This window comes from Lentibacillus sp. JNUCC-1, from assembly GCF_009741735.1.
In the GTDB taxonomy this organism is placed as follows: domain Bacteria; phylum Bacillota; class Bacilli; order Bacillales; family Amphibacillaceae; genus Lentibacillus_B.
In genome coordinates this window covers 1,254,991-1,269,427 of sequence record NZ_WHOH01000001.1, presented here as the reverse complement: position 1 = coordinate 1,269,427, position 14,437 = coordinate 1,254,991, and the positions used below count along the sequence as shown (strand labels likewise).

General features: G+C 45.1%; 9 protein-coding genes and 1 pseudogene. 9 read left to right on the top strand and 1 reads right to left on the bottom strand.

The features are described from left to right. Window positions 1-52 precede the first annotated feature (52 nt). The 4 genes from JNUCC1_RS05720 (at window position 53) to JNUCC1_RS05705 (ending at window position 4,126) form a co-directional block, all read left to right on the top strand. Window positions 53-1,369 carry an HD domain-containing protein gene (locus JNUCC1_RS05720; RefSeq protein ID WP_331713621.1) on the top strand — a complete coding sequence of 439 codons (1,317 nt, stop codon included), beginning with the start codon at window positions 53-55 and terminating at the stop codon, window positions 1,367-1,369. Further along, window positions 1,359-1,853, top strand: coding sequence for a YwgA family protein (locus JNUCC1_RS05715; protein WP_156644517.1), 495 nt, complete (start codon window positions 1,359-1,361; stop codon window positions 1,851-1,853). The genes JNUCC1_RS05720 and JNUCC1_RS05715 overlap by 11 nt, the downstream gene beginning before the upstream one ends. A 74-nt stretch (window positions 1,854-1,927) precedes the next feature. Then, window positions 1,928-2,446, top strand: coding sequence for a YwhD family protein (locus JNUCC1_RS05710; protein ID WP_156644516.1), 519 nt, complete (start codon window positions 1,928-1,930; stop codon window positions 2,444-2,446). 780 nt (window positions 2,447-3,226) lie between these two features. Then, the gene (locus tag JNUCC1_RS05705; RefSeq protein WP_156644515.1) at window positions 3,227-4,126 is read left to right on the top strand and encodes a transposase; all 900 of its coding nucleotides are present in this window, start codon (window positions 3,227-3,229) and stop codon (window positions 4,124-4,126) included. A gap of 38 nt (window positions 4,127-4,164) precedes the next feature. Here JNUCC1_RS05705 and JNUCC1_RS05700 read toward each other — a convergent pair whose 3' ends face one another. Further along, a complete protein-coding gene (locus JNUCC1_RS05700; RefSeq protein WP_156644514.1) occupies window positions 4,165-6,216 on the bottom strand; it encodes a transglycosylase domain-containing protein in 2,052 nt (683 codons plus the stop codon). Between the two features lie 166 nt (window positions 6,217-6,382). Between JNUCC1_RS05700 and JNUCC1_RS05695 the strand changes: the two genes are divergently transcribed. The 5 genes and pseudogenes from JNUCC1_RS05695 to JNUCC1_RS05675 all read left to right on the top strand — a co-directional run bounded on the left by JNUCC1_RS05695 (window position 6,383) and on the right by JNUCC1_RS05675 (window position 14,433). Beyond that, window positions 6,383-6,805 (top strand): DUF1934 domain-containing protein, encoded by a 423-nt coding sequence (locus tag JNUCC1_RS05695; RefSeq protein ID WP_156644513.1) that lies wholly within the window; start codon window positions 6,383-6,385, stop codon window positions 6,803-6,805. A gap of 22 nt (window positions 6,806-6,827) precedes the next feature. Next, window positions 6,828-8,498 carry an arginine--tRNA ligase gene (gene argS, locus JNUCC1_RS05690; protein WP_156644512.1) on the top strand — a complete coding sequence of 557 codons (1,671 nt, stop codon included), beginning with the start codon at window positions 6,828-6,830 and terminating at the stop codon, window positions 8,496-8,498. 198 nt (window positions 8,499-8,696) lie between these two features. Continuing rightward, window positions 8,697-10,808 (top strand): (Fe-S)-binding protein, encoded by a 2,112-nt coding sequence (locus tag JNUCC1_RS05685; RefSeq protein ID WP_156644511.1) that lies wholly within the window; start codon window positions 8,697-8,699, stop codon window positions 10,806-10,808. A gap of 617 nt (window positions 10,809-11,425) precedes the next feature. Further along, window positions 11,426-12,773, top strand: a pseudogene (locus JNUCC1_RS05680) (IS3 family transposase). 472 nt (window positions 12,774-13,245) lie between these two features. Then, window positions 13,246-14,433, top strand: a complete 1,188-nt coding sequence (locus tag JNUCC1_RS05675) for an acetyl-CoA C-acetyltransferase (RefSeq protein ID WP_156644510.1) — start codon at window positions 13,246-13,248, stop codon at window positions 14,431-14,433. Window positions 14,434-14,437: the final 4 nt, after the last annotated feature.

Genomic DNA, 14,437 nt, shown 5'->3' with positions numbered 1-14,437 from the left:
GCTTTCAAAAAGACCGATAAAATAAGGACATATCAGAAACGGGTTGATGCAGGTGGCATATAAAGATGAACAATTAAGTGAAGAGAAAGTATTTAAAGACCCGGTCCACCGGTATGTGCATGTCAGGGATCGGGTCATTTGGGATTTGATCGCCACACCGGAATTTCAGCGGCTGCGCAGAATCAAACAGCTGGGCACGACAAATCTGACTTTCCACGGTGCCGAACATAGCAGGTTTAACCACTCTCTTGGTGTCTATGAAATTGTCCGGCGCATTATATACAATTTCCACGACAGGCCGAATTGGGATCCTGACAAGCGGTTGCTCGGTTTGTGTGCCGCACTGTTGCATGATCTCGGACACGGGCCTTTCTCTCATTCCTTTGAAAAGGTATTTAAACTGGATCATGAACAATTTACCCAAGATATAATTTTAGGAGATACATATGTTAACGCAATTCTGGAACGCGTCCAACCGGGGTTCAGCCAGGATGTTGCGGACGTCATTGCGAAAACTTACTCAGATCAGCTTGTGGTCAGTCTTATATCGAGCCAGATCGATGCAGACAGGATGGACTATTTGCAGCGGGATGCCTACTTTACCGGGGTCAGCTATGGTCACTTCGATATGGAGCGGATTCTTCGCGTCATGCGACCGATGGAAGATCAAGTCGTCATTAAGGCCACCGGCATGCATGCAGTGGAAGATTATATTATGAGCCGTTATCAAATGTATTGGCAGGTCTATTTCCATCCCGTGACCCGGAGTGCAGAAGTGATCCTGTCCAAGATTTTCAAGCGCGCCAAGCATCTGTACGAATCCGGATATACCTTCAAACTTGAGCCGACACACTTTATATCGTTTTTAGAAGAGCGGCATGATTTGGAGGCCTATTTGAAGCTTGACGAGGCTGTGGTGCATTATTATTTTCAGTTATGGCAGGAGGAAACAGATCCAATCCTCAGCGATTTATGCGAACGATTTATGAACCGCCGTTTATTCAAATATATTGAATTTAATCCGAATAAACAGTTGGATGCGTGGATGGAATTACACGCTTTGTTTCGTGAAGCCGGCATCGACCCCGAGTATTATCTTGTTGTCGATTCATCCTCAGATCTGCCTTATGACTTTTACCGGCCAGGGGAGGAAGAAGAGCGTTTGCCGATCCACCTTCTCATGCCAAACGGCGACTTGCGTGAACTCTCCCGCCAGTCCGATATCGTTGAATCCATCTCAGGGAAAAAGCGGACAGACCATAAGCTGTATTTCCCTATGGATATGCTTGAAAAAGCGGATGATGCTGCCCTCGTGGCCCGTATTAAAAATATCTTGAACATACAAGGAGCTGTCGTTGATGCTGAGTAATCATATTAAGCTGATGCACTTTTTCTCAGAAGCGGGTATCGTGGCAGGCCGGAAAAAGCTGCAGAAAATCATTTATATTTTGCAGGCATGCGGTATGCCGTTTGAAGAAAAATATGCGTTTCATAAATTCGGTCCGTATTCGGAGGAATTGTCGCTTAGAATGGAAGAACTGTGTAACCTTGGGTTTATAGAAGAAAACAAAATTATAAAAAGCAATTATACCCAATACCAATATGCCATGACAGAAGAGGGGGCAGGATTTTTGGAACAGTTTACACATGATATGCCTGAACTGCATCCCCATATCGATTTGCTCCAGCATGAAAGTGCCCGATTTCTGGAATTGGTGGCGACCATGCTGTATTTCAGGGATTTGCCGCGATTAGAAGTGGCAGAAAAGATCCATACCGTTAAGCCGAAACAAAATTATACTGAAAAAGAATTGGAAGATGCATGGGCTTTGATTGCGAAATTAACCCACTAAGGCCCATTTGATGAATCACTCTGGTTAAATATGCTACAATGAGTAACAGTGAATGAAGCAGAGGAGGATCATGTATGAATAAAGATCAGTCTTCCGGTAAGAAAAAACAATCTTTTACGATCATTAAAGACGATTCGGTTGATGGCCATGGCGGTTATGGCGCAGGGTCGATCAGCCTGGAAAATATGTCATCCGTCATTGTGGATCCGAATGAGGACACGGCGTATGTCGACATGGACGCGATGCATGCCCGCAGTGATATCGAGCGGCGTGTGAAGTACGTGCAGGACAAAAGTGAAGTTCCTGATCCAAAGCAATATTGGATTGTTTGGGTCACTGTGGAAAAAAGTGAGACCGGCCCATACTATGCAGGTGTTGGAGCATGTGAGCTGCTCGTTGACCGTCCTAACAAACGCGCATTCAAATCCATGGCAGAACACGTGACCAACATGGAAAAATCACTCAAAGGCAAAATCATCGTCGACCGCATGGACGACCATTCCAAAACACTCCTGCGTAACTTCCTGCAAGACTTCGATGAATCCATGTGGAACAACTCAACAGACGAACTCAAACAAGCCCTGGCCACCTAACGGCAGGGCTTTAAAATTAAAGAGATATCAGATTTGAAGTTGACACAAACTGCGAACCAGCGAAGATATTATGACTGCTTCTGACAACCGCTCGGGGAAAACACTCCGCGTCCAGTGGGCGCTGATGAGCCTCCTCGCGCTGCGCGCTCCGGGGTCTCATCTAGGCTTTTTCTCCCACAGGAGTCTCCGTGTTTTCCCCGAGCTAGGTATGAGAGGTTATTCTCTAACTCTTATGTGAGTAAAATCGTCCAAGCCACTGTATTACATAAAGTGATTGGAGCGGAGGGAAGTCGACTCCTGCGGGAACAGCACGAGTCCGAAGACCCCACAGTGAGCGGTCTTTGCGAGCGAGGAGGCTGAGGCCGTGCCCGCGGAAAGCGACTTCCCGCAGCGCAAATCACGGTGCTCGTTTAAACATATGAAATGCTTAGTGGCTGTCATTAGTAGCGTCTACTTACTTCGTGGATTACGGATAATGGGGTGGGGCGGGTTTTTTGGTGGAGTTTGTGGCTGAAATGTGAACGAATGGTGAATAATTGCTGAAAATGTTGAACTTCACTGTAGAACTTTGTAAAATAGATCTACATGGGCTACTCATGTTTTACTAGGACACTAAAGAAGCCGACGTTTTAAGCAGGTGGACACTGCTTGATTCTGTCGGCTTCTTTACTTTTTGAGGAAACTAAACAAGAACACTTGTTCTTTTAAAAGTTCTATGCTATAGTAATTTCAGAACATACATCTTGTTATAACTTCATTCCACCCCAGGGATGTGTTAAAATGCAAGTAATTGAACGTGTCAGAGAACGATCTGACGAAACCACGTATACTGCCCATCACCATGACCTGTTGTTCAAACAACTGATCCACACTTTTTTCAAAGAGTTTCTGGAAGCATTTTTTCCTGATGTGCATCAAAACATTGATTTCCGACATATGAGTCCAATCTCTGAAGAAGTCTTCACTGATCTGCACGAAGGTGACACCAGACGACTTGATATTGTCATGGAAACCAAACTGAAGGACGAAGATGTTATTCTCATCATCCATGTCGAACCACAAAGCTATACCCAATCCAACTTTCGTGAACGCATGTATCATTATTTTAGTATGCTATACAATAAATACCGCAAACCGATTGTCCCGATTGCTGTGTTCAGCTATGACCATAAGCGGAAGGAGCCGACTGAATTTGATATGACGTTCCCTTTCTTTCATGTCCTGACGTTTAACTTTCTCGCACTTCCATTAAAGCAAACAAACTGGCGTGATTTTATCAAGTCCAATAATCCGGCTGCAGCAGCTCTGTTAAGCAAGATGGGCTACACGGAAAAAGAGAGAACACAAGTTAAATTTGAATTTCTGCGAATGATGTCTAAAATGGAGCTGGATCCAGCTCGAATGCGTTTAATTTACGGTTTTTTTGATAGATATCTGTCATTAAGTGAAAAGGAGGAGAAGATCGTGATGGAAAAGGTTAAGCATTCGCCAGATATGGAAAAGATTATGGAATTGCCGATTTCCTATGAGGAGAAAGGGAAGCGTATTGGAGAAGAGAAAGGGAAGAAAATGGGAAAGAAAGAAGTGGCGGCTTCGATGCTTAAAAAAGGCCTATCAATTGACCTTATAGTTGAAGTGACTGGTTTAGATGCCAAAGAAGTAGAAGGGTTAAGACAATAACAAGATGCCAGTTTCTCAGTTTTGAGAAACTGGCATGTCTATGACCCGAAAAATACGTCAAACCACTTTTCAAATATCCCTTTTTCGTTATTTTTATCCTTCTCTTTAGGAGCTTTTTGCGGATCACCTGGCATGTGAACGTTGCAGTAATGCTTGGGTTCTGTTCCTTGCTCAAAATACAAGGTCGTCCTTGTATCACAATAAGGTGTCGCTAAAAGTCCGCTTTCCGGATCGATTTTCACTCCGACTACGCCTGGTGGTGCTTGAAAAGTTTTCTTGGATTGGCCAGCATGGGCTTTTTCCATAAAGTCTGCCCAAATCTGCTTGGCGTACATAGATTCTTTGGCTTTTTTCAGTGTGCGGTTGTCATCGTAGCCGTTCCATACACCTGTAACGAGATCAGAGCTGAAGCCAATCATCCAGCGGTCTGCCTCAGTTGAGCCGGTTTTACCCGCGTATTCTCGTGATAATTGTCCGGCGATCGGAGCACCGGTCACGGTCATATGAACATTCAGGCTGGTGTCGAACATACCTGTCATCAGTTTGGATAGTATAAACGTCTTCTTGGGATCAAGTACAGGCTCTGCATCAGGAACAGTTGGTGTCCGTTCGTAGACTGTCTTGCCATCCTTTGATTCAATTGAGCTAATGGTATGGGCCTTCACCTCGTGCCCGCCGTTTGCGATCATGCTGTAGGCAGTGGTCATGTCCGCCATTGTTACAGCGGCTGTTCCAAGTGCAAGAGAAGGGACTTCAGGCAGTTCTCGATCAATACCAAATTTACGGGCGGCTTGAATAAGCTTGTCTGTACCAATAAATAAATTCGTTTTCACTGCAAATATGTTATCAGATACAGCCAGGGCTTCAGCAAGCGTGATAGGTTCGTACGCATAATAGTCGTTAAAATTACTGGGTGTATAGACCTCACCGTCATCAATCTTGAATGCTGTTGGTTTGCTCACAAGTCGGGTTTTGGCATTATAACCGTGTTCGAGTGCAGCATAATACAAGATCGGCTTAAACGCTGATCCTGGCATTCGTTTTGCCTGGATCGCCCTGTTGAACTGACTGTCATCATATGACCTGCCCCCAATTAAGGCTCTGATACTACCGCTCTCAGGTGCCATAGCGATCGCACTTGTTTCGATATCACTTTTTGTCGCTATGGTGTTTTGGGCGGTGTCAATGAGTGATTGCTGCAGGGCGCTGTCTAGCGTTGTGTGAATCTTATAACCTGAAGATCGTATAATTTCGGGATCCATTTCCAGAATATGGGCTGCTTCTTTTAAAACTGTATCCAGAAAATGAGGCGCAAAACGTTCTTCGGAAGCCTGTTCAGGGTCCCGGAAATCGAGATGAGCGCGCTGGGCGAGAAACATAGCTTGTTTTGAGACGAAATCTTCTTCATGCATCTGATTGAGAATATGTTCCTGCCGTTTTTTCGCATTGGCGTAATTGTTAAATGGGGAGTAATAGGAAGGCCCTTTTGGAATGCCAGCTAGCATCGCCGCTTCAGCTAGTGTCAGATCTTCTGCAGGATGATCGAAAAAATGCCGACTGGCTGCTTCAATACCATAAGCCCCGTGTCCGAAATAGATCGTGTTCAGATAACCTTCCAGAATGGTGTCTTTGTCATAGTGCATTTCAAGACGGATCGTGTAAAAAGCCTCATACAGTTTTCTTTGCCATGTCTTCTCATGGGATAAATATAAATTACGGGCATATTGCTGCGTAATGGTGCTGGCGCCTTCTTTAAGCGACTGTGTTTTCAAATCAGCAATCGCAGCGCCGATAATACGTTTGAGATTGAACCCGCCATGTTTGTAAAATCGCTGATCTTCAGATGCGATCACAGCATTAATTACACTTGGGGGTATATCCTCAAGTGCTGTATGGAATTGCTCTCTCAGGCCGTGTTCTTCACCAATGACATCTCCTGTACGATCGTAGTAGCGCGTTTTTTCCTGTGTTGAAATGTCGGGTGGGCCGAGAATGAATGCAATAAGGTAAATGGTGGCAATACTGATAATGCCAAGTCCTGCCAACCCAAGTATGGTTATCCTTAAGGTTTTTAATATTTGGTTCTTCATGGGCAAGGTCTCCATCACGTTTATGATAACGTTCAAAGTTTATCTCCATTATGGGACCAACCCGTCATAATTAAACACCATCATGTAAAAAAACGGTTAGTGATTGATTCCGGGCAAGGTTTATCGGTATAATAAGGTATTATACATACGGGAGAGAGGGACAGGGTTGAAAGTAGCGATTGAATTGCGGACAGCACTGGATGACCAAGGGCAGCTGGAGTATCATACAACAAAAGCAAAGGGCAGCCTTTATCAAAAGGGCATAAAAGATGTGGTGATCTTTGAAGAGGACACAGAAGAAGGCGTGATTAAAAACATGCTGACGATTCAATCTGATAAGGTCAGCATAAAACGAACCGGTGCCATGACGATGCATCAGCAATTTTCCACAGAACGTTCTACGGAAAACGTGCTGCGGCACCCGTATGGAACGATACATATGGAAACAGACACACAAACCATTCACTATGATCAGGACGCGGGGCATCTGACAGTAGATTATGCTGTTAAATTGAACGGGCAAGAGCCTCGGCAACAGCAGCTAGAAGTGTTGCTCGTCAGCGATAACGGTCAGGAGGAAGAAAGGTAGTATAAATAGAGGAGGCAGCCACATGAACGTATTGGCTCAGACAGAAGACACATTAAAACAAGCAATCAGACAAGCTGTCCTTGATGCTGGCTTAACAGATGATGAGAACATGCCGGAAATTGTTTTGGAAAAGCCAAAGGAAAAAGCACACGGAGACTATGCGACAAACATGGCCATGCAACTGGCGCGTATTGCTAAAAAGCCACCACGGCAAATTGCCGAAGATATTGTTGCAAACCTTGGTACGTCCGGTGCTTCAATCGACCAGGTTGATATTGCCGGTCCGGGCTTTATTAACTTTTTCATGAAACAGGATTACCTTGGAGATGTTGTAGAGACTGTAATTGAAGCGGGTCCTGACTATGGACGAACGAATGCGGGGGGCGGCAAACGGGTTCAAGTGGAGTTCGTTTCTGTCAATCCAACTGGTGATCTGCATGTTGCCCACGCCCGTCATGCCGCATTCGGAGATGTACTGTGTAATTTATTTGCTGCTGCCGGTTATGATGTAGACCGCGAGTATTACATCAATGATGCCGGTAACCAGATTGACAATCTCGCTCGCTCAGTGGAAGCACGTTACTTCCAGGCGCATGGCGTCGAAATGGACATACCGGAGGACGGGTATAGAGGTGACGATATTGTTGACATTGGCAACACATTATACAAAGAATACGGGGATCAGTGGGTAGATGCAGATCCGTCTGAACGGCTTGCCTTTTTCAAGTCATACGGATTGAAGTTTGAACTGGACAAGCTGGAACAAGATCTGGCCCAGTTCCGTGTTCACTTTGACAGATGGTTTTCGGAACAAAGCCTGTATGATGACGGGAAAGTTGAAGCAGCACTGGAAAAGCTCAAGGCGCGCAATTTCACCTATGAAAAAGACGGTGCAGTCTGGCTTAAATCGAGTGAATTCGGTGATGACAAAGACCGTGTACTTATCAAACAGGATGGCAACTATACGTATCTGACCCCAGACATTGCTTATCATCAATACAAATATGATCGCGGTTATGACAAAGTGATCAACGTATGGGGCGGAGACCATCATGGGTACATTCCGCGCATGCGTGCGGCAATTCAGGCACTCGGTTATCCTGTTGAGAAATTTGATGTGAAGATTATTCAGATGGTTAACCTTGTGGATAAAGGTGAACGGGTCAAAATGAGCAAGCGTGCCGGAACAGCCGTTTCATTGCGTGAACTGATCGAGGTTGCCGGTGTAGATGCCGTTCGATACTATTTCGTCATGCGTTCCAATGAGTCTCAACTCGATTTTGACATTGAATTGGCCCGGTCAGAAACAAATGAAAATCCAGTTTACTATGTTCAGTATGCCCATGCCCGAATTTCCACCATGCTGAAACAAGCAGTCAACAAAGGCTTTGAAGCGAACGGACCTTTTGATGCAAGCCTGTTAACGAACGAAAAAGAAACAGACTTACTCACACGGATTGGAATGTTTCCTCAAGTGATTGCTGAAGCGGCAGAGAAAGGCGCTCCTCAGCGCTTGACACAATATGTGTTCGATCTGGCATCAGCTCTGCACAGTTTTTATAATGCAGAAAAAGTGCTTGATGCGGACAATCCTGAGCTGACACATGCACGGATTGCTCTGATGAAAGCAGTCAAACAAACCATTGCCAACGCGCTGAAACTTCTCGGAGTCAGTGCGCCCGAAAAAATGTAAATGATGAACTGGCCGGTGCGCCTTCTGTCAGGAAGGACACCGGTATTTTGTCTGACAACTGTCATTTCTTCAGTTTAGTGTTGACTGAATGATCATTCACATTTAAAGTAGTATATAAGTGTTATAGAAAGCAATTATATTTCAGAGGAAAATGAAAGGGTTATCATAGCGAACGATCATACACAAGGGGGAGCGGGAATGGATACATTTTTAATCATTAACTTACTGGCCTTTATTGCGATCACGCTGTATGGCTTGTATTTGTTTGGAAAAGTTGTCACCACACGGCTTGCCTATATCAAACTTGGACAGAAGTCAGAGTTTGACGGCGAGATCAAAATGCGTTTGAAGCGCGTCTGGACCATTGTGTTCGGGCAATCAAAGTTATTGAAGGACAAGAAATCAGGGGCTATACATGTCATGATGTTCTATGGCTTTCTACTTGTTCAATTTGGCGCCATTGACATGTTTATTAAAGGCATTTCGCCTGGCAGTCATTTGCCGTTCGGACCATTGTATCCGGGTTTTACATTTTTCCAGGAGCTGGTGACACTCATGATCCTTGTCGCCGTGGTCTGGGCTTTCTACCGGAGATATGTGGAAAAGCTTGTGCGTCTGAAGCGCGGTTTCAAAGCCGGTCTCGTACTTTTGTTCATTGGGACACTCATGCTTTCAGTCTTACTTGGTAATGGCATGCTTCTTGTCTGGCAGGGTCATGATCCGGTTTGGACAGAACCTGTGGCCAGCTTAATTGCGCTTGGAACCAGCTGGATAGGCGGAACGGCTGCAATGGTGCTGTTCTTTGTGTTCTGGTGGATCCACACCATTACAATTTTGTCTTTCTTGGTATACGTGCCGCAATCCAAGCACGCCCACCTGATTGCCGCGCCGATCAACGTATTTTTGTCGAAGCGCGTACCGGGTAAACTCAAAACACTCAACTTTGATCTGGAAGACATGGAAGAAGGCGACGAAGAGGATATTTCTTTCGGTGCCGGAAAAGTAGAGGACTTTGATCAGTTCCAAATGCTCGACTTCTATGCGTGTGTTGAGTGCGGACGTTGTACAGATGTTTGTCCGGCATCAGGCACCGGTAAAATGCTTTCTCCGATGGACATTATGATCAAACTTCGGGATCATTTGACGGAAAAAGGGGCAGTAGTCACTGGCAAAACCCCGTGGGTGCCGACATATGCATTTAACCAGACAAAAGGCAATCTGGCAGCTGCCGGAGCAGGTCAAGCAGCTGCAACGGTAGAAGCAGCCAGTATGATTGGGGATGTGATCACAGAAGAGGAACTCGCTGGCTGTACCACATGCCGAAACTGTGAAGATGCCTGTCCGGTGATGAATGAGCACGTGGGCACAATCATTGATATGCGTCGTTATCTGGTCATGACCGAAGGAAAAATGGACTCTGATATCCAGCGTGCGGTTATGAACATTGAACGTCAAGGCAATCCATGGGGACTGTCGAAAAAAGACCGTATCAAATGGCGTGAAGAAGATGAATCCGTTTATATCCCAACGGTTAAAGAACTGAAGAAAGAAGACAAATCGTTTGAATACCTCTTCTGGGTCAGTTCAATGGGATCTTATGACAGCCGCAGTCAAAAAATCGCTCTTGCGTTTGCAAAGCTGATGAATGAGGCAGGCGTGAGCTTTGCCATTCTAGGAAACAAAGAAATGAACTCAGGCGACACAGCCCGTCGGATCGGCAACGAATTCTTGTTTCAGGAGATTGCCGAGAAGAACATTAAAGAGTTTAATAAACATGATGTGAAGAAAATCGTAACGATCGATCCGCATGCTTATAATATTTTCAAGAACGAGTATCCTGATTTGGGTTATGAAGCAGAAGTGCTGCACCATACGCAGATGCTGTTTGACCTTGTCAAAGAAGGTAAACTCAAGCCCGAGCGTGCCATTAACCAGCGCTTGACCTACCATGATTCATGTTATCTGGGGCGTTATAATGGGGTCTATGATCCGCCAAGGGAAATCCTGACCTCCATTCCAGGTCTTGAACTTGTAGAGATGGAACGTTCTAAAGAGAACGGTATGTGCTGTGGTGCGGGTGGCGGTCTGATGTGGGCAGAAGAAACTACTGGAAACCGCATCAACGTTTCCAGAACTGAACAGGCCTTAGCTGTTAAACCGCAAATGATTTCCAGTGCTTGTCCGTTCTGCCTGACGATGCTCAGTGACGGAACAAAGGCCAAAGATGTTGAAGAAGACATCAGCACCATGGACGTTGCTGAAATTCTTGCATTGTCCGTCTTTACCGAAGACGAGGAAAAAACAGCTTAAGAGACTGCCATTCGGTTTTGTATATAAGAGTATGATAGAATACAAGAAAGAGGGGGCGCACAACACCCCTCCTTCTTTAAAACAATAACCTGAGCGAACGTTCAATCGAACAATCGTAAGCGGTTTCAACTAAATAACTTACATCTAAATATAGGAGCTTCTAGGCCGAAGACAGTTGATAAATCTGAACATTACCTTAAACTGCGATGCAACATGATCTAATGAAAACTTGAATGACTGCTTCTGGCAACCGCTCGGGGAAAACACTCCGCGTCCAGTGGGCGCTGATGAGCCTCGGGCCCACAGGATGTGGGTCATGAAGGCGTTGCGACAGGACGTCGCGGTTTTAGCCTTCCTTCCCCTACTGCGCGCTGTGGGGTCTCATCTAGGCTTTTGCTCCCACAGGAGTCTCCGTGTTTTCCCCGAGCTAGTTGAGTGGCGCTCACCCTCCTACTGGCTTTCTTAAGTAGAACCGTCCAAGCCACTATATAAAATAGGTGATTGGAGCGGGGGGAAGTCGACTCCTGCGGAAACAGCACGAGTCCGAAGACCCCGCAGCGAGTACTGAGCTGCACCCCTAATGTTGGACACCATATCCAACATTAGGAGGTATAAAAATGTCCAAGTTTACCAAAGTTTTTAAGTTACAAATAGCTAAAGACTATGTGGGCGGAAAGTTCAGTTACCGAGACCTGGCAAATAAACTCAACATTGATGAATCTGTGATTAGGTATTGGGTGTTGTTATTTCAACACCATGGTGATAAGGCATTTGATTTTCCCTATACAAACTATTCGAGAGCCTTTAAACTAAAGGTAATAGAATTCATTAATGAAACGCATTATTCCATTCGAGAGGCATCTGCCATTTTCCATATACCTGATCCTTCTATGGTTCGAAGGTGGAGGAAAAAGTGGGAGAAAAGTGGAGAAGATGCCCTTGAATCAAGAAAGGGCCTTCTGTTATGAATTCTCGCACTCAAAAGAACAAGCAGGAACCTGAGAATCAATCAATAGAAGCTATGGAAAAAGAGCTCGAATACCTTCGTATGGAGAATGCTTATTTAAAAAAGTTGAGAGCCTTGGTTCAAGAAGACCAATCACCAACAAAACCAAAACAAAAGTAATACTTGAACTAAGGCATAAATTCCCGGTGAGTAAGCTTGTAAAGGTTGCAGGTATTAAAAGAAACACTTATTACTACAACGTCAATCTTTTAAAACAACCGGACCCTGATCGCAAGTGGAAAAGAAGAATTAATTTTATTTATCACCGACACAGAGGCCGTCTTGGCTACCGTCGCATAACAGATGTCCTTAAAGAAAAAGGCCATGAAATAAATGAAAAAAAAGTACTTCGGTTAATGAGAGAGCTCGGGATCCATTGTGTCGTCCGAATGAAAAAATACAAGTCGTATAAAGGCCCATCAGGCAAGGCAGCACCAAACGTTCTTGAGCGTAACTTCAAAGCAGAAAAGCCGAATCTAAAATGGGTTACTGATGTAACGGAATTCAGGCTGTTTGGCGAAAAACTGTACCTTTCACCTGTATTGGACCTGTTCAACGGGGAAATCATTACGTACACACTTCAAAACAGGCCTACGTTCGATCTGGTGGAAAAGATGTTAGATCAAGCCTTGGAACACAAAAAGGACAGCGACGAACTGTTAATTCATTCTGATCAGGGCTGGCATTATCGAATCCCCCGATATCGGAAAAAGCTCGAGCAACATAACATTACACAAAGCATGTCCCGCAAGGGGAACTGTTATGATAATGCCGTCATAGAAAACTTTTTTGGGATACTAAAATATGAATTCCTGTATTTAGAGGAATTTGACAGCATTGAGCACTTTAAAAAAGAACTGGAAGACTATATTTATTACTACAATCATTTAAGAATCAAATCAAGATTAAATCGAAAAACCCCAGTAGCTTATCGTAAGCTCTTTGAGTTAAATGCATAAAACCGAGTGTCCAATTTTATGGGTCCAGTGCAGTACATTAAGGAGGGTCGACTAAGAACGTCCTTTGCGGACAACGTCGACACACCCCTTGCCGGGGCAAGGAGGCGTTAGGGGATGTTCGATTAAAACCGGCGCGTCCTGCGCCAACATCGAACGACCTGCGTCCTGCAGGCCTCTTGGCAAAGAAGACACTGTGAAAGTGGGTTTCTTGAACAGATGTCGCACTTGAGCTGTGATAAAGTTAAAGCGACTTCCCGCAGCGCAAATCACGAGCCTCTCATTATGGCTGTTGTTTGTCCCTCTTAGTTAAGTAAGTGAGGTTGTTTTTATTGTGTTAGATTTAGATTCTCACTAGTTTGCAGTTTGTATTATTTGATGTTTAAGATGCTTTTGTCAGTAATACGAGGAAGCTAAATGATATTGGTAAGGTTATTTGCTATAAATAAATTTTAAATTTGAAAGGATGAGGGTTATGCGTAAGTCAGTTATTGTATCGGGTGCACGGACGCCTTTTGGTAAGTTTGGAGGGTCTTTGAAGGCTTTGACGGCGCCGCAGCTGGGCGGGATTGCCATTAAAGAAGCTTTGAAGCGCGCTGCTCTTGATGGCGGAGATGTGGATGAAGTGATTATGGGCCATGTGCTCCAAGGCGGGCAGGGTCAGATTACATCAAGACAGGCAGCACGTGAGGCGGGAATTCCGTGGTCAGTCAAAACAGAAACCATTAATAAAGTATGTGCATCCGGACTCCGCAGTGTGACGCTTGCAGACCAGTTGATCCGGCTTGGCGATGAAGACACCATTGTTGCCGGCGGTATGGAAAGCATGTCAAATGCACCGTATTTTCTGCCTGACGCACGCTGGGGACACCGGATGGGGGATAAAACGGTTAAGGATATGATGATTCATGATGGTCTTACGTGTTCTTTCAACGGTGTACATATGGGCACGTATGGCAACAGTACAGCAAATGAATTTGGACTGACCCGGGAAGCACAGGATGAGTGGTCTTACCGCAGTCATCAGCGCGCTGTGCAAGCAACAGAGACTGGTAAATTTAAAGAAGAAATTGTGCCAGTTGAAGTTCCGCAGCGTAAAGGGGATCCTGTTGTAGTTGATACAGATGAAGCGCCGCGTAAAGACACAACAACAGATGTGCTCGCAAAGCTTCGTCCTGCTTTCGACAAAGATGGCACAATCACAGCAGGCAACGCACCTGGGGTTAATGACGGTGCAGCAGCATTTGTTGTGATGGCTGATGAAACAGCTGAAAAGCTCGGTAAAAAGCCTTTGGCAACGATCGTTGGTCATGCTGAAGTCGCCGTTGAAGCAAAAGACTTCCCGCAAACACCAGGTCTTGTCATTAACACATTACTTGAGAAGACAGGTCACACGGTTGACCAGATAGATTTGTTTGAGATCAACGAAGCCTTTGCGGCAGTATCCCTAGCCAGCGGTCAAATTGCTGGTATTGACCCGGAAAAAATCAATGTTAATGGCGGTGCCGTTGCACTTGGCCATCCAATTGGAGCAAGTGGCGGACGGATTATTTTAACACTGATTCATGAACTGAAAAGACGTGGCGGCGGTCTGGGTATTGCTGCTATTTGCAGCGGCGGCGGACAAGGCGATGCGGTTATGATCGAAGTTCCGCAACAGTAAAACA